This is a genomic window from Serratia sp. PL7, assembly GCF_945957435.1.
The window spans coordinates 94,655-111,749 of sequence record NZ_CAMFLB010000022.1 but is presented as its reverse complement, the minus strand read 5'-3'; the positions used below and the strand labels follow the sequence as shown (position 1 = coordinate 111,749).

The window sequence follows — 17,095 nt, the reverse complement described above, 5'->3', positions numbered from 1 at the left end:
TGCGAAACCGTTGAGATTTACTCTTCGCTGTCACCCATCGATGCGCGCTCCGGCATATCCACCTCAACCCGATCGATACGCTGCAGGCCACGTGGCAACAACGTGCCCTTACGGCCACGCTCGGCGCGGAATTTCTGCAGATCTTCCGGGCGCAGTTTCAGCTTGCGTTTGCCCACGTGCAGGGTGATCGAGGTCTGCGGCGGCAGTACGAACAGCCAGGCCAGTTTATCTTCCCCGCTGGCGGCCTGCGCCGACGGTATCGAGATAATCTTGTTGCCCTTGCCCTTCGACAGCTGTGGCAGATCGGCGACCGGGAACATCAGCATACGACCAGCGGCGCTGATAGACAGCAGCATATCGTCGCTGCCGTGGATTTCCATCGGCGGCAGCGCCTTGGCGTTGTCCGGCAGCGTAATCATCACCTTACCGGCGCGGTTGCGTGCAACCAGATCGTTGAAGGTACACACGAAGCCGTAGCCAGCATCGGAAGCCATCAGCAGCTTCTGATCGTCCGCAGCCATCAGCACCTGCTCGATGGTGGCACCCGGCGGTGGCGTCAGCTTGCCGGTTAACGGTTCACCCTGGCCACGTGCCGAAGGCAACGTCAGCGGATCGAGCGCATAGCTGCGGCCAGTCGAATCGATGAACACCACTGGCTGGTTAGTCTTGCCACGCGCGGCGGCAAGGAAGCTATCCCCGGCCTTGTAGCTCAGGCCGCTCGGATCGATATCGTGGCCCTTGGCGCTACGCACCCAGCCCATTTGCGACAGCACAATCGTCACCGGCTCTGAAGGCACAAAATCGTGCTCGCTCATGGCCTTGGCTTCTTCACGTTCGGTCAACGGTGAACGACGATCGTCGCCATAAGCCTGCGCATCGGCCTGGATCTCTTTCTTGATCAGGTTGTTCAACTTGCGCTCGGAAGCCAGCAGCGCCTGCAGATGATCGCGCTCTTTTGCCAACTCATCCTGCTCGCCGCGGATCTTCACTTCTTCCAGCTTGGCCAAATGGCGCAGCTTCAGCTCGAGGATCGCTTCGGCCTGGGTATCGGAGATGCCAAACCGCTGCATCAACACCGGCTTCGGCTCATCTTCGCTGCGAATGATGTGGATCACTTCATCGATATTGAGAAACGCGACCAGCAAACCTTCCAGGATGTGCAGCCGTTTAAGCACTTTTTCCAGGCGGTAATTCAGGCGGCGGCGCACCGTATCGCGGCGGAAGACCAGCCATTCGGAAAGGATCTCCACCAGCCCTTTGACCTGCGGGCGGTTGTCCAGACCGATCATGTTCATGTTGATGCGGTAGCTGCGCTCCAGATCGGTGGTGGCAAACAGGTGGTTCATCACCTGATCCAGATCGATACGGTTCGAGCGCGGCACAATCACCAGACGGGTCGGGTTCTCGTGGTCGGACTCATCGCGCAGATCTTCCACCATCGGCAGCTTTTTGGCGCGCATCTGGCTGGCGATTTGCTCCAGCACTTTGGCACCTGAAACCTGGTGCGGCAAGGCGGTGATCACCGCGCTACCGTCTTCTTTCTTCCAGATGGCACGCATGCGTACCGAGCCACGGCCATTCTGGTAAATTTTGCGGATCTCTTCGCGCGGGGTAATAATTTCCGCTTCCGTCGGGAAGTCCGGCCCCTGCACAAACTCCAGCAAATCGTCGAGCGATGAGCCTGGCTTGTCGATCAGGGCTACCGCCGCGGCGGCAATTTCACGCACGTTATGTGGTGGAATATCCGTTGCCATCCCTACCGCGATACCGGTCGTCCCGTTGAGCAGGATGTTCGGCAGACGTGCAGGCAGCATCTTCGGTTCTTGCATGGTGCCGTCGAAGTTGGGCACCCAGTCCGTGGTGCCCTGGCCCAGCTCGCCCAGCAGCACTTCGGCGTATTTCGACAGGCGCGATTCGGTATAACGCATCGCGGCGAAAGATTTAGGGTCATCCGGTGCCCCCCAGTTCCCTTGGCCATCTACCAGCGGGTAACGGTAAGAGAAGGGTTGCGCCATCAGCACCATAGCTTCATAACAGGCGCTATCACCATGCGGATGATACTTACCCAATACGTCACCGACGGTACGGGCAGATTTTTTGAATTTGGCGTTATTGCTAAGCCCCAGCTCCGACATGGCATAGATAATGCGGCGCTGTACCGGCTTTAAACCATCGCCGATATACGGCAGCGCCCGATCCATGATGACGTACATGGAATAGTTCAGATAGGCGTTTTCAGTGAATGTGTGCAGCGGTAGACGCTCAACACCGTCATGAGTCAGTTCGCTCATTACTCAGATATCCTCAGACGACAAAGGGTCGATTCTGCCCGCGATAGTAACCCATCTGCGGGGTGGCTGTCACAGATGCTGCGTGGATCGGCCATTGATGCTGGCGATCGCCCCGGTTTATGCGAAATTTTGCCATCAGTGGCCGCCTTTCTTGACTCACAGTCAACACTGTTGTGCGCTAGATCGCATTTTTCCCTGCTTCAGGAAGGATTACACTCCGTTTCAACGATATGCCTTACGGCCATCACATTCTATATTCTGACAGGAACCCAGCATCCATGAGCAATATCCTGATTATTAACGCCAAGAAGCAATTCGGCCACTCCAACGGTGAGCTGAACCAGACCCTGAGCGACGTAGCGGAAACTTTCCTGCGCGATGCCAAGCACGATGTACAGGTCACCGTAGTCGATGACGGCTATGATATCGACGCCGAAGTGCAGAAATACCTGTGGGCCGATACGGTGATTTACCAGATGCCAGGCTGGTGGATGGGCGAGCCCTGGATCCTGAAAAAATATCTCGACGAAGTGTTCACCGCTGGCCACGGCAGCCTGTATGCCAGCGATGGCCGCACCCGTTCCGATGCCAGCAAAAAATACGGTTCTGGCGGGCTGATCCAAGGCAAGACCTACATGCTGAGCCTGACCTGGAATGCCCCATTGGAAGCCTTTACCGACCCTGACCAATTCTTCCACGGCGTGGGCGTAGACGGCGTTTATCTGCACTTTCACAAGGCCAACCAGTTCCTGGGGATGGAAGCACTACCGACCTTTATCTGCAACGATGTGATTAAACAGCCGGATATTGCCAACGATATCGCACGTTTGCGCGCACATCTGGGCGAAGTCTTTGCTTAACTGTGATGGGTTTTATCAATCATACCTTTAACCAGTGAGGCCGTAATGATCACCGTAATTGCAGAAATCAGAACCAGACCGGGTCATCGTGAAAGCGTATTAAAAGCGATTGAGAAGCTGTTGCCAGCGGTGTTGGCGGAAGAGGGCTGTGGCGGCTATCAGCCAATGATCGACGCCGACACCCAGGCACCGTGGCAGAAGCGTTCGCCGGATTCGATCTTTATGTTGGAAAAATGGCAGAGCCAGGCGCATCTGGAACAACACCTACAGACGGATCACATGCTCAAGCACCGTGAAACCATCAAGGACAGCGTGCTGGACACGACCATTTACGTACTGGATAACGCCTGACTCACATCTGTGCATCGGTGATATGCGCGCTGACATAGTCTAGAAAACAGGTGATCCGTGCGGCCAACTGGGCATTGCGATAATACACCGCATTGATTGGCTGGCGGACATCCAACGTTTCGGCCGCCAGCAACTGAACCAGACGCCCTTCCCGCTGATCTTCCCGCGTCATAAAATCGGCCAATTGGGCAATCCCTTCTCCCCGTAGCGCCAGTTGCCGCAGCGTTTCGCCGCTAGAGGCTGATAGCGTTGGGATAATGGCAAAGCGCTCCGCCTGCCGATGGCGCAGCGGCCACAGATTGAGCGACTCGGGCTGCGTAAAGCCCAGCAGGCTATGGTGGTTTAGCTCTTCGACACTCTGCGGTGCCCCAAAGCGGGCAATATAGTCCGGGCTGGCGAGGATGCGTAACCGGCTGGCCCCCAGCAAGCGCGCGTGGATGGTGGAGTCTCGCAATGCGCCAATACGAATGGCGATATCGGTGCGCTTCTCCAGCAGATCGATAATCAGGTTATCGGTGTTCAGCTCCAGCTCAATCTGTGGGAAACGTTGGCGGAAACCGGCGACCAGCGGCACGATCACATGTTCCATAAAGGGCGCGGCAGCGTTAACCCGCAGCCTGCCCGCCGGGTTCAGACGACGTAGCGCCATCTGCTCCTCGGCATGTTCCACCGAATTGATAATTTCCCGCGCATGGGCCAAAAAGCTCTGCCCCTCTTCGGTCAATTCCAGACGACGTGTGGTGCGGCGCAGTAACGTGGTATCGAGTTTTTTTTCCAGACGGCTCAGCGCCCGGCTGATGCCAGAGGTGGTTTGGCCAAGCTGCTCGGCGGCGGCGGTAATCGAACCGCTGTCGATCACGGAGGTATAAGCCAATAGTTCTTCGAGGGTGATTTTCATGCATTCCGCCCTGGGTTATCGGGCGCAGCACGCAGTGCGCCAGGGATGGCACAATGTCAAAACGTGGGGCCGCGGTTGCGGCCCCACAGGCATCAGACTGAAAGCTCGGCGGTATCGCCCTTGTCTTGCAGCCAGTTGCGGCGGTCTTCCGAGCGCTTCTTCGCCAACAGCATGTCCATAATGGCCATGGTCTGATCGGTATTCTCGTCATCGATGGTCAACTGCACCAGACGGCGAGTGTTGGGATCGAGCGTCGTTTCACGCAGTTGCAGCGGGTTCATTTCACCCAGCCCTTTAAAGCGCTGTACGTTCGGCTTGCCCTTCTTACGCTTCAACTGCTCCAGCACGCCGGCTTTCTCTTCCTCGTCGAGGGCGTAATAGACTTCTTTGCCCAGGTCGATACGGTATAGCGGTGGCATCGCAACGTGCACATGGCCACCCTTTACCAGCGAACGGAAGTGGCGCACAAACAACGCACACAGCAGCGTGGCGATGTGCAGGCCATCGGAGTCCGCATCCGCCAGGATACAGATTTTGCCGTAGCGCAGTTGGCTGAGATCTTCGCTGTCGGGATCGATGCCGATCGCCACCGAGATATCATGGACTTCCTGCGAGGCCAACACTTCGTCTGAGGAAACTTCCCAGGTGTTGAGGATCTTGCCCTTCAGCGGCATGATTGCCTGATATTCGCGATCGCGCGCCTGCTTGGCCGAGCCGCCCGCCGAGTCCCCTTCCACCAGGAACAGTTCGGTCATGCTCAGATCCTGCGAGGTGCAGTCCGCCAGTTTGCCCGGTAACGCAGGCCCACTGGTCAGCTTCTTACGCACCACCTTCTTCGCCGCACGCAGGCGACGTTGAGCGCTGGAGATCGCCAGTTCGGCCAGTTGCTCGGCCGCCTGGACGTTCTGATTCAGCCACAGACTGAAGGCATCTTTCACCACGCCGGAAACAAACGCCGCGCACTGGCGAGAAGAGAGCCGCTCTTTAGTCTGGCCCGCGAATTGCGGATCCTGCATTTTCACCGACAGCACGTAGGCACAGCGATCCCAGATATCTTCCGCAGACAGCTTCACGCCGCGCGGCAGAATATTGCGGAATTCACAGAACTCGCGCATCGCATCCAGCAGCCCTTGGCGCAGGCCGTTGACGTGCGTGCCGCCCTGCATGGTGGGGATCAGGTTGACGTAGCTCTCCGTCAGCAGTTCCCCGCCTTCCGGCAGCCACAGCAATGCCCAGTCCACCGCTTCGGTATCACCGGCAAAATTGCCGACAAACGCCTTTTCCGGCAGGGTGATCAGACCGTTCACCGCTTCCATCAGGTAGTCGGTCAGGCCGTCCTGGTAGCACCAGCGTTGCTCGGTGTTGTTCAGCTTGTCGATAAAGTAGATTTCAACGCCGGGGCACAGCACCGCTTTGGCTTTCAGCAGGTGCGACAGGCGGGAAACCGAGAAGCGCGGGCTGTCGAAGAACTGCTCGTCAGGCCAGAAGTGAATGCTGGTGCCGGTGTTGCGCTTGCCGCAGCTACCGGTCACCGCCAAATCCTGCACCTTGTCGCCGTTCTCAAAAGCGATGCTATAGACGTTACCGTCGCGCTTGACGTTGACTTCCACCCGCTTGGACAGGGCGTTGACCACCGAAATCCCCACGCCGTGCAGGCCGCCGGAGAACTGGTAGTTTTTATTGGAGAATTTCCCGCCCGCATGCAGACGACACATGATCAACTCAACCGCCGGCACGCCTTCTTCAGGGTGGATATCCACCGGCATGCCGCGGCCGTCGTCGATCACTTCCAGTGACTGATCGGCGTGCAGGATCACGTCGATACGCTTGGCATGGCCCGCCAACGCTTCATCGACGCTGTTATCTATCACCTCTTGGCCGAGGTGGTTCGGACGCGTCGTGTCGGTATACATACCGGGACGACGGCGCACTGGTTCTAGACCGCTGAGTACTTCAATGGCATCAGCGTTATAGCTGGATTGAGTCATCGTTGATTATTTTTTCGTGGTTGAGGGAAGGTGCCGAAATCGCCCGCTGCCTGTTCAGTATATCTGTGATAGCTGAAGTTGCTGCGGCGTCATAGCCCTAAAAAATCCACAATCTGGGGGAAGTAGTGCTCGAAACCGACGAAAGCGTGGTTTCCGCCCGACTCCACCGTTTGCCGGCAGGCGGTGTAATAAGCCACTGCCTGACCGTAATCGAGAATTTCATCGCCCGTTTGCTGTAGCAACCAGATTAAATCCGGCGACTCCAAGGGATCGACCTGCATCACTTTCAGATCATAAACGTGGCGTGACTCTAACACATATTGCTGCCCGGTGTAGGGGTTCTCGTTGCTCCCCAGATAGTCGATCAACAGCTCATACGGCTTCACCGCAGGGTTTACCACTACCGCTGGCAACGCAAAACACTGCGATAACCAGGTGGCATAATAGCCGCCCAACGAGGAGCCTACGACGCCCATCGTCTGGCCTGCCCGCGCCATCACCATATCTTCCAGCATTTCCGCCGCCTCCGCCGGGTAGGGCGGCAACTGCGGTACCAGCATGTCGATATGGGGATGATTTTCCGCCAGCCAGGCTTTGAAAGCCGTGGCCTTGGCCGAAAGCGGCGAGCTGTTGAAACCGTGCAGGTAAAGTAAGGTTGAAGGCATCAGTAGCCGTCCGAATCCATGTCGGGGCGGAAGTCATCGTTTTCCAGCCGGAATACCTGGGTTTCCACCCGGCCATCCGGCAACAGGTCGAGATAGCGCCAACCTGGGGAAACGTCGTCGATCGTAAAATTGGTGCAGTGCGGCTTGAATTGCACACAGGTGGACGGCGTGGCCAACAGCCGACGCCCGTGCCAACCCAGATCCAATTCCTGGTGGATATGTCCGCACAGCAAGGTATTCACTTTCGGATAGCGCCACAGCACGGCCGCCAGCGTATGCGGGTTACGCAAACTGTGTTGATCAAGCCAGGTGCAGCCGGAAGGCAACGGATGGTGATGCAGTAACAGCAGCGTGTAGCGCTCTGGATGAGCCTCCAGACAACGTTCCATCCACTCCAGCTGGTATTCACTCAGCTCGCCGTGCGGCACGCCAAACACCTGGCTATCCAGCAATAACACCTGCCAGTTGTCCCCCAGCAGCACCTGCTTGGAAGGTGAGATACCGGCTGCGGCCAGCGCATCTACCATCGCAGGCTGAAAATCGTGGTTCCCCGGCAGCCAGACACAGGGCGCGGGCAAACGGGTGATGCCATCGGCAAAGTGCCGGTATGCCGCCTGGGAATGATCCTGCGCCAGATCACCGGTTGCCACGATCAGGTCGCACTCACGCTGCTGCGCGATCACCGCATCCAGCACCGCGTGATAGCTGGCATAGGTATTTATGCCAAGCAAGGTCTCATTCTTGCCAGCAAACAGGTGGGTATCAGTTATTTGTAGGATCCTGACCTTGGCCCCACTCGCCACGGGCAGTCTAAACAGGCTTTCCAAATGGTGTCCTTTGTTATCTCCGTCGACCTAACAAGCCGGAACCGCCATTGCTCCATGCGCTAAACAGTAGCGCAACCAATCAGCAAGAAACTGGTTAATTTGATGCTTTTCGTCACGTTGATGCAACTTTTTGTTCGGATAATCATAACGCGCTTTAAACCGATAGATCTGCTGACTGGAACACACTTCCGCAACCATCGCGTCGTGGTACAGCCGCACCGTCATCGCAGGCAGGCTCCAGTAGCTGACCGCAGGCGCAGTCTGCTCGATCTGCACCAGCGTAGTGTAACGGGTAGATTCAACAATAGTCAGACGATAGTGGGCGCCATTCACCTGATAAGTGACGGTTTCATCGACTTCGTCGTTACGCGGCATCAAACGCCGCAATTGCGCGAAGTTGGTTTCACACAATCTCATCATTTCGGGGAAGTCAGGGGTATAGCGCTTTTGCATTTAGTTGGCCCATTCTGCTTTAAGCGATTCATGGTGCAACGCCAGCCACTGCAATGCAATCACTGATGCGGCATTATCAATCGCGCCTTCTTCAACCCAGCGGTAAGCCTGTTCGCGGCTGACCACGTGGACACGGATATCTTCATGCTCTTCGGGCAATCCGTGGATCCCTTCGGCCGTCAGGGCGTCAACCTCACCAACCATAATAGACAGACGTTCGCTGGTGCCACCAGGGCTGGCCAGATAGCTCAGCACCGGCTTGCAGCGCCCCACCACCACGCCAGCCTCTTCCAATGCTTCACGGCGGCATACGTCTTCAACGCTCTCTCCCGTTTCGATCATACCCGCAACCATTTCCAGCAGCCAAGGAGAAGCTGAGCTATCGATGGCCGGGATCCGCAGTTGTTCAACCAGCACGACTTCATCCCTGATGGGATCATAGGGTAGCAACACCGCCGCATGGCCGCGCTCAAAAACTTCGCGAGTGACCTCACCGCTCATTTCGCCGTTGAACAGACGATGGCGAAAGCGATATAAGTCGAGTGAAAAAAAACCACGGTATAGCGTCTCTCGTGCAATAATTTCTACATCATTTTTGTCGAAAGTAACGGGTGAAGGTTGCGAACGTTTCATCTACGAATTCTCCTGTGTGATTATGCCGGCAAAATAAAGGGATTTGATGACAGAAACGGCGGGGTTATCTTCACCCGCTTTGTGTTAGATTGTGAACCATGATATCAGGTAGCGCAGATGCAAATAGCCAAGTGTCAGTCAACGTAGCGTACACCAAGGTAAAAGTTCTGTGAGATGGCACATTAAGCCACCCTCAGCGCTCGGCAGACTCTGCTAGAATTGGCAACTATTCGTCTATCGTCAGCGCTAACATAGCAATATTGCTGCACAACAAGGAATGCAAATGAAGAAACTGCTCCCCCTTCTTATTGGTCTGAGCCTCGCAGGCTTCAGCACCATGAGCCAGGCAGAGAACCTGTTGCAGGTTTACAAACAGGCCAGGGAAAGTAACCCGGATCTGCGTAAAACCGCTGCCGACCGTGATGCGGCGTATGAAAAAATCAACGAGGCACGCAGCCCGTTGCTGCCACAGCTTGGCTTATCTGCCGGTTATACCTATAACAACGGCTTCCGCGATGCCAATGGGCTTAACAGCAACACCACCCAAGGCTCGCTGGCGCTGACCCAGACTATCTTTGATATGTCCAAATGGCGCGCGCTGACGCTGCAGGAAAAGACCGCCGGCATTACCGATGTCACTTTCCAGACGTCATCCCAGAAATTGATCCTGGATACGGCCACCGCCTACTTCAACGTACTACAGGCGATCGATGCCCTGTCCTACACCCAGGCGAATAAACAAGCGGTTTACCGTACGTTGGATCAGACCACCCAGCGTTTTAACGTAGGCCTGGTTGCCATTACCGACGTGCAGAACGCCCGTGCCAACTACGATACCGTGTTGGCCAACGAAGTAACCGCCCGTAACAACCTGGATAACGCGGTAGAATCGTTACGCCAAATTACCGGCGCCTTCTACCCGGAACTGGCCTCGCTGGATACCAACAAGTTCAGCACCAAGCGCCCGGATGCCGTCAACAGCCTGTTGAAGGAAGCAGAAAGCCGTAACCTGAGCCTGCTGTCTGCCCGCCTGAGCCAGGATCTGGCCCGTGAGCAGATCAAATCGGCGCAAACCGGCTATATGCCAACGGTTGATTTAAATGCTTCTACCGGGATCACCAATTCCAAATACAGTGGTTCCAGAGCTAACACTGGTACTAGTGGCAACGACTCGATTAATGGTCAGAACCAGGTCGGCATCAGCGTTAGCGTGCCACTGTACAACGGCGGCATAACCAACTCGCGGGTAGAACAGGCGCAGTACAACTTCGTCGGTGCCAGCGAGCAGTTGGAAAGCGCCCACCGCAGCGTGGTGCAAACCGTACGTTCCTCCTTCAACAACGTTTCTGCGTCCATCAGCAGCATCAGCGCTTATAAACAAGCGGTGGTTTCTGCCCAGAGTTCTCTGGATGCGACCGAAGCCGGTTATGAAGTGGGTACCCGTACCATCGTTGACGTGTTGGATGCGACAACCACGCTGTATAACGCCAAGCAGCAGCTTTCCAATGCGCGTTATTCTTACCTGATCAACCAGTTGAACATCAAATCCGCGCTCGGCACGCTGAACGAAAACGATCTGATGATGCTGAACGGAGCACTAGGCAAGCCAATCTCCACCGCACCAGACGTGGTGGCCCCACCAACAACGGCGCAAGATGCCTACGTTGACGGTTCCAGCACCACCCGGCCAACGGCCAGCAGATAATCTGCGGCGGCTTTGAGCTACCGAATAACGGAGCCCGGTTTTTACCGCGCTCCGTTTTTTTATCCAATGATCCTGCTTCTGCCCATCGCCTCACAGCCTCTGTAAATGGGTTAATGTTATGATTAGTTCCCTATTTGGGTTTACCTGCTGAACGGGATCTGATGGACAACGCTTCACTCTGGCAACGGTTGATCACCGAAGGCGCGTTACCGCCACAGTTGCGCCCTTCCCCTGCCATTTATGCCTCCTGGCTACGCTGCAGCCACCTGATGCAACCCGCCGTGTGGAAAGCCCCACATCGCGCCCTGGGCACCACCTTCGACTCGATCTGCCGGCGTAAGGATGATTTCATTACGCTCGGCCAGGCGGCGTTGGAGGATGCCTGGGAATATATGGAACAGCGCCACTGCGTGTTGCTGATCCTCGACGAAAGCGGCTGTACGCTGTGGCAATGTGGCGACAAGACGACCGGCGAACAGCTGCTCGAACTGGGTTTTGCTCCCGGCGCTTATTGGGCAGAAGGCGACATCGGCACCAATGCCCCTTCTCTGGCCGCATCCGAGGGCCATCCGGTACAGATCCATAGCGATGAACACGTGCGCCAGGCGCTGCATGGCTGGTCATTCTGCGCCGCACCGGTGCATGACAATAGCGGCCGCCAGCGCGGTATGCTGGCTTTGGGCTGCCAGTTGGCCGATTGTAATGCGGGCGATCTTTCCCTGATCCTGGCGATCGCCCGGGAGATCGGCAATGCCCTGAACGCCGACGGCCTGCTGGCCGAATCCAACCGCCATCTCAATCAGCTCAACGGGCTACTGGATAGCGTAGACGACGGTGTCATGGCCTGGGATCACCGGGGTTATCTGCAATATATCAACCCGCGCGCCGCCGCTATGCTGAAGCTGCACGAACAGCAGAGCCAGGGCAAGCCGCTGACACAGTTATTGACGCTACCGGCCTTGCTTAACCGCGCCATCAGCCAACGCCAGCCGTTACAGCATGTGGAAGTCACCTTTGAAAGCCAGGGCCAGTTTATCGCCGCGCTACTCACCCTCAAACCGATCCTGGACGGTGAGCACTGTAGCTTTATCGCCTTGCTGCATCCCTTGGAAAGGCTGCATCAGTACGTCAGCAGCCAGATCGGCCGGGTCAGCCACACCTTCGAACAGATGCCTTCCGGCACCCAGGAAATGCGCCGCCTGATCCGCTATGGCCAGCAGGCGGCGAAGGGCCAGCACCCGATTTTACTGTGCGGTGAAGAAGGGGTGGGGAAAGAACTGGTCAGCCAGGCCATCCACAATGCCAGCGAACGGGCCGTCGGGCCTTATATCGCCTTAAACTGCCAGTTGCTGCCCGAGGCGCAAGGGTTGAAGGAGCTGTTGGGCAGTGATGCCAATGAAGAAGAAGCGGGCCAACTCAGTAAGTTCGAACTGGCCAACGGCGGCACGCTGCATCTTGAACAGGTCGAATACCTGCCGCTGGCCATGCAGTCCGCTCTGTTGCAGGTGCTAAAAACCGGAGTGGTGATGCGTATGAATTCCAGCCGCGTGATCCCGGTGAACGTACGGGTGATCGCTACCAGCGCCGCCAACCTGCCGCTGTTGGTGCAGCAGAACCGCTTCCGCCGCCAGCTGTTTTATAGTCTGCAGGCCTTTGAGATCCAAATTCCGCCGTTACGCCAGCGCCTCAGTGACATCCCTTTGCTGGTCCAGCACCATCTGCGCGCTCTGGAGCAACACTTCCAATGTCGTTTCCGGGTGGACGACGACGTTATGACCCAGCTTGGTCTGTACCTGTGGCCGGGTAACGATCTGGAACTGAAAGGGGTGATAGAGCGCGCCGCGATGATTTGCCACGGCCACCATATTCAACTGGCCGACCTACCCGCTCATTTGCTCAGCCATCAGCCGCTAGTGGAAAGCGACTCTCAACCGGCTATGCCACTGATGACGCTGGCGGAAATGGAGTTGCAGGCTATTATCCGCGTAGCCAACGTCAGCCACGGGCAGCTTAACGAAATGGCGCAGCTGCTGGGCATCAGCCGCACCACTCTGTGGCGTAAAGTCAAACAGTTGAATATCGATATCAGCCAGTTCAAGCTGCGGGGTTAATGGCTGAGCTGTAAGGTACCGCGCGCCGCGTCCAGCATCGCTTTCTGGCCGCTACGGGTCTTGCTCATACATTCGCTCATGCCGACCACCATCGGGATCCCCATCGCTTTGGCCAGAATAGCGGTGTGTGACAAGGCGTTGCCGCCGCTCAGGCAAATCCCGAGAACCATGCGCCGATCGAGCATCACGACGTCGGAAGGCATCAGCTCATCCATCACCAGGATCGCAGGCTCATTGAGCACGATCGCCGGAATAGGCTGCCGTGACAGATGGCTCAGCGTACGGCGCAGCATGTCACGCACGTCCAGTTCCCGCGCCTGCAAATACTCATCATCCAGCGCCCGATAATCGGCGGCAATCTGCTCCAGCTCCTGCCGCCACGCCAGTTCCGCGCTGCACTGCTGTTGGGCAATACGGGTAAAGGCAGCCTGTTGCAGATCGGGATCGTCTAGCAGCATGCTGTGCGCCCCAAAGATCGCCGCCTGCGGTTTGCCGATCAGGTTGCCAGTGCGATCGGCCAGCCTGTTCAAATCGTCTAACGTCTGCTGCAATGCGATACGCAGGCGCTGCTGTTCGTTGAGCACGTCATCGGCCCCTAGCTGGCGTTCTTCCGTTTGTGGCCAGAAGCTCGATACCTGGAATATCGGACCACTGCTGACGCTTTCCTCCACGGGGATACCGTGCAGCGAAGGCAGTTGCTGCTCAGATACGGTTTCGCCAAAATGCTGCTCTGCCAACGCCTTGAAAGCCGCCAGCGCTTCATCAGCCTGTGCGCCATCGGCAATCAGGCGGATAGTGTCGCCGTGGCGAACCTGCAACAAAGCCAGTTGATTAAGGCTGCGTGGGTTGGCACATTGGCCATGCTTTTCCAGCACCAGTTCCGCTGCAAATGGAGCCAGAGCCTCTGCCAGACGCGCTGCCGGGCGAGCGTGCAATCCGTGTGGATTCTGTACCGTCCAACTCAGGCTTTTTCCCTGACTCAGCGGTAAATTCAGTGGCTTACTGGCGGGTATCTCCTCACCGAGCTGTGCCTGCTTGGCCTGCAAGGCTCCTTGCGCCTCTGCCAGCACCTGCTTCAGGCTACCGCCCGCATTAGCCGCTACGACCGCGGCCAGCGTGCCTTCCACCAGCGGTGCCGCACACAGTACCACCTTGGCCGCCACCTCTGGGTCGAGCAGCTCAAGCGCGGTTTCCGCACTCAATAATGCGCTGCCGAGATCCATCAGCACCACGATCCCCTCTCCGTCAGCCACGGATTCGATCGCTTCCATCACTTTCACCGCATCGGTGCCGATCGGGTGTAGCTCATCATCGACCCCCGCCGCCAGCACCAGTTTGCAACCCTCGCCGCGCATCATCTGGCGGGCGAGTTGCTCAACACCCTGCGCCAGTTGTGCACTATGCGAAACTACGACGATATTGATCATCCTGCCTCCTCGACCACCTGGGCCAGCGTTTTTATCATCAGCATGACTGAGGTTGCGCCTGGGTCCTGATGGCCGATGCTGCGTTCGCCCAAATAGCTGGCGCGCCCTTTACGGGCCTGCATGACGATAGTGGCCTGTGCTGCCTGCTCCGCCCGAACGGCGGCCTGTTGTAGCGCCTGGGTCACGCTGAGCTGCTGCTGTAACGACTCGCCCAGGCTTGCAACGACCGGCCCCCAGACATCACACATGGTTTTATCGCCCGGCTCTGCCTTGCCACGCATCGCTACGCCTTCCGCGCCTTCCTGGATCACCTGCTTCAACTCCGCCAGATCCAGGCTCTGCTTGGCGTTGGCTGCCTGAGCCGCACGGATGAAAAAGGTGCCGAACAGCGGACCACTGGCACCACCAACGCTGGAGAGCAGCGTCATGCCGGTGTTTTTGAGAATAAAGCCGATGTCCTTGTCCGCTACCGAAGGCAGCTTTTCTACCACCTTGCTAAAGCCACGGTTCATATTCAGGCCGTGGTCGCCATCACCGATATCGCTATCCAACTGAGTCAAGAAATCGCGTTCGCGGGTAAAGACCTCACCACAACGCATCAACCACTCAACGACCTGCTGTTTGCTTAATGTCATGTTTCCTCCTCAGCCCCAGCGTAGCGCTGGCGTGTTCACCGGCGCATCCCACAGCGATAACAGCTCGTCATCCACTTGCAGCAAGGTGATGGAAACCCCCTGCATATCCAATGCGGTGCAGTATGACCCCACCAGATTGCGTTCAATGACGATCCCGGCCGCAGCACAACGCTGCGCCAAACGGTGGTAAACTCCGTACAGTTCGGAAAGCGGCGTAGCCCCCAGGTTATTGACCAACGCAATCACCCGGTCCCCCTGCGTCAAAGCTCGTTTGCTCTGGCTCTCTTCACGCCATTCTCCCTGCTGACGATCCCAAACGCGGATCGAGCGCTGGTAATCACCGTGATCGATCAGGGTATGGAACATGTCATCCACCGTTTGATCGAGGGTGGTGAACGTCCGCCGTTCGATCCCCGGTTCGCCGTGGATGCCAACGCCGAACTCCATCTCGTTATCCGCCAAAGTAAACGACGGTTTACCTGCCGCAGGCACGGTGCAAGCGCCCAGAGCAATCCCTAGCGAGTGGCCTTGGTTGTTGATTTTGTGCCCCAGTGTGACCAGCGCGTCCAGATCGTCACCCCGTACCGCTGCCGCGCCGAGCAGTTTCTCCATCAGCACCGTATTGGCAACGCCACGTCGGCCTGCGGTGAACAGGCTATCTTTGACCGCTACGTCGTCATCCACCAGCACCGTTGCCACTGGCACGCCGCTGTCATGCAGCAATTCGGTCGCCGTTTCAAAGTTGAGGATGTCACCGGTGTAGTTCTTGATGATCAGCAACACCCCGGCGCCGCCGTCAATAGCTTGGCCGCAGTCGTACATTTTATCCGGCGTCGGTGAGGTGAAAATCTCCCCTGGGCAGGCACCGTCCAGCATTCCCTCGCCCACGAAGCCGCAGTGCATCGGCTCATGGCCACTACCACCGCCAGACAGGATCGCCACTTTGCCTGGGATCGGCCCCGCCGTGCGGGTCACAAACACAGGATCCTGATGCACCTGCAGCTCCGGGTGAGCGGCAGCCATGCCGAGTAACTGTTCGTTAAGTACCGAATCGACCTGATTGATTAGCTTTTTCACGGTTAATTCCTCTGTAGAGAACAGCGGGCGCGTTGAGCGCGCCCGATGATTTATGCGCGTTGCAACCAGGCGCTGCCCAGTTTGTCTGCCGTCAGGATAGCCGCCAGTACGCTTTCCGGCGTCACGCTAAACGGCATGTTGTGGATGGTTTCACCTTTGGCACAGCTGGCCTCTGCCACCTTGCCGATTTTTTCTGTCAGTTCACCGGTGACGCCCATTTGTGCCAGGGTGATCGGTAACCCGACCTGCTGGCAGAAGTTCAGCACCGTTTCAATCTGTGCCATTGGGCTGTTTTGCAGCACCAACTGAGACAGGGTGCCGAACGCCACTTTTTCCCCGTGATACAGATGATGGCACTCTTCCAACACGGTGAAACCGTTGTGGATGGCATGCGCCGCCGCCAGACCGCTGCTTTCAAAACCAATACCGCTCAGATAGGTGTTGGCTTCAATGATGCGCTCCACCGCTTCGGTGACCACACCAGACTCCGCAGCCAGCTTGGCCTTGACTCCTTCAGCCAACAGCGTTTCATAGCATAGACGCGCCAGATTGAGCGCCGCCAGCGTAGACTTGCCGCCCGCCATGCTGGTGGCCTGGGCATCGAAGCAGGCCTGAGCTTCAAAATAGGTGGAGAGCGCGTCGCCCATGCCCGCCACCAGCAGGCGTACCGGCGCTTTGGCGATAATGGCGCTGTCCATCACCACCATATTCGGGTTGGCGGGGTAGATCAGGTATTCTTCAAACTCGCCGCTTTCGCTGTAGATCACCGACAACGCGCTGGTAGGCGCATCCGTCGAAGCAATGGTTGGCATCAGAACCACTGGCACATGCTGGTAATAGGCAATCGCCTTGGCGGTATCCAACGTTTTACCGCCACCGATGCCGATCACCCCTTTGCAGCCGTGGCTTTTCAGCTCCTGACCAAGGCGGTCGATTTCCTTGCGGCAGCATTCGCCATTAAACGTACCAGCGTGATACTTCACCCCGTGCTGATGCAGGCTGCCCATCACAGTATCGCCCGCCAGTTTCATGACGAAATCGTCGGCGATCACAAAGTAATGATCGGCAAGGGCTTTGGCATATTGGCCAACGGAGGCCAACGCATTGGCTCCCTGGATGTATTTGCTCGGGGATTGAATAATTCTCAACATAACTGACTCCTTGTAGAGACGTT

General features: G+C 57.2%; 15 protein-coding genes. 4 read left to right on the top strand and 11 right to left on the bottom strand.

The genetic code is table 11. The features are described from left to right. Positions 1-17 precede the first annotated feature (17 nt). Positions 18-2,291 carry a DNA topoisomerase IV subunit A gene (gene parC, locus N6G83_RS43000; protein ID WP_211134502.1) on the bottom strand — a complete coding sequence of 758 codons (2,274 nt, stop codon included), beginning with the start codon at positions 2,289-2,291 and terminating at the stop codon, positions 18-20. A gap of 278 nt (positions 2,292-2,569) precedes the next feature. Between parC and N6G83_RS42995 the strand changes: the two genes are divergently transcribed. Continuing rightward, positions 2,570-3,151: an NAD(P)H-dependent oxidoreductase gene (locus N6G83_RS42995; protein WP_024529148.1), complete on the top strand. Its 582-nt coding sequence runs from the start codon at positions 2,570-2,572 to the stop codon at positions 3,149-3,151. A gap of 45 nt (positions 3,152-3,196) precedes the next feature. Beyond that, complete coding sequence (locus tag N6G83_RS42990; protein WP_024529149.1) at positions 3,197-3,502, top strand: putative quinol monooxygenase; 306 nt, start codon at positions 3,197-3,199, stop codon at positions 3,500-3,502. 1 nt (position 3,503) lies between these two features. Here N6G83_RS42990 and N6G83_RS42985 read toward each other — a convergent pair whose 3' ends face one another. The 6 genes from N6G83_RS42985 to nudF all read right to left on the bottom strand — a co-directional run bounded on the left by N6G83_RS42985 (position 3,504) and on the right by nudF (position 8,966). Then, positions 3,504-4,400, bottom strand: a complete 897-nt coding sequence (locus N6G83_RS42985; protein ID WP_211134501.1) for a LysR family transcriptional regulator — start codon at positions 4,398-4,400, stop codon at positions 3,504-3,506. Positions 4,401-4,492: 92 nt separating this feature from the next. Next, positions 4,493-6,388 carry a DNA topoisomerase IV subunit B gene (parE, locus tag N6G83_RS42980; protein WP_021179517.1) on the bottom strand — a complete coding sequence of 632 codons (1,896 nt, stop codon included), beginning with the start codon at positions 6,386-6,388 and terminating at the stop codon, positions 4,493-4,495. A gap of 89 nt (positions 6,389-6,477) precedes the next feature. After that, a complete protein-coding gene (gene yqiA, locus N6G83_RS42975; RefSeq protein ID WP_065684669.1) occupies positions 6,478-7,053 on the bottom strand; it encodes an esterase YqiA in 576 nt (191 codons plus the stop codon). Next, the gene (gene cpdA, locus N6G83_RS42970) at positions 7,053-7,880 is read right to left on the bottom strand and encodes a 3',5'-cyclic-AMP phosphodiesterase (RefSeq protein ID WP_024529152.1); all 828 of its coding nucleotides are present in this window, start codon (positions 7,878-7,880) and stop codon (positions 7,053-7,055) included. The genes yqiA and cpdA overlap by 1 nt, the downstream gene beginning before the upstream one ends. A 27-nt stretch (positions 7,881-7,907) precedes the next feature. Next, entirely contained in the window at positions 7,908-8,333 is a 426-nt protein-coding gene (locus tag N6G83_RS42965; protein WP_021179514.1) for a DUF1249 family protein, read from the bottom strand. Next, positions 8,334-8,966 carry an ADP-ribose diphosphatase gene (nudF, locus tag N6G83_RS42960; RefSeq protein WP_074031225.1) on the bottom strand — a complete coding sequence of 211 codons (633 nt, stop codon included), beginning with the start codon at positions 8,964-8,966 and terminating at the stop codon, positions 8,334-8,336. A 283-nt stretch (positions 8,967-9,249) separates the two neighbouring features. Between nudF and tolC the strand changes: the two genes are divergently transcribed. Continuing rightward, positions 9,250-10,671: an outer membrane channel protein TolC gene (tolC, locus tag N6G83_RS42955; protein WP_211134500.1), complete on the top strand. Its 1,422-nt coding sequence runs from the start codon at positions 9,250-9,252 to the stop codon at positions 10,669-10,671. 161 nt (positions 10,672-10,832) lie between these two features. Continuing rightward, entirely contained in the window at positions 10,833-12,782 is a 1,950-nt protein-coding gene (gene dhaR / locus N6G83_RS42950) for a dihydroxyacetone kinase operon transcriptional regulator DhaR (RefSeq protein ID WP_211134499.1), read from the top strand. Here dhaR and dhaM read toward each other — a convergent pair. Genes dhaM through N6G83_RS42930 form a run of 4 tightly spaced genes read right to left on the bottom strand, consistent with a single transcriptional unit; the run spans position 12,779 to position 17,072 of the window. Further along, positions 12,779-14,209: a dihydroxyacetone kinase phosphoryl donor subunit DhaM gene (gene dhaM, locus N6G83_RS42945; protein WP_211134498.1), complete on the bottom strand. Its 1,431-nt coding sequence runs from the start codon at positions 14,207-14,209 to the stop codon at positions 12,779-12,781. The two genes, dhaR and dhaM, sit on opposite strands and share 4 nt — an antisense overlap. Then, complete coding sequence (dhaL, locus tag N6G83_RS42940) at positions 14,206-14,844, bottom strand: dihydroxyacetone kinase subunit DhaL (protein ID WP_098929767.1); 639 nt, start codon at positions 14,842-14,844, stop codon at positions 14,206-14,208. The genes dhaM and dhaL overlap by 4 nt, the downstream gene beginning before the upstream one ends. 9 nt (positions 14,845-14,853) lie before the next feature. Continuing rightward, the gene (gene dhaK, locus N6G83_RS42935; RefSeq protein WP_098929766.1) at positions 14,854-15,921 is read right to left on the bottom strand and encodes a dihydroxyacetone kinase subunit DhaK; all 1,068 of its coding nucleotides are present in this window, start codon (positions 15,919-15,921) and stop codon (positions 14,854-14,856) included. A gap of 50 nt (positions 15,922-15,971) precedes the next feature. Further along, positions 15,972-17,072: a glycerol dehydrogenase gene (locus N6G83_RS42930; RefSeq protein ID WP_024528281.1), complete on the bottom strand. Its 1,101-nt coding sequence runs from the start codon at positions 17,070-17,072 to the stop codon at positions 15,972-15,974. Positions 17,073-17,095 lie beyond the last annotated feature (23 nt).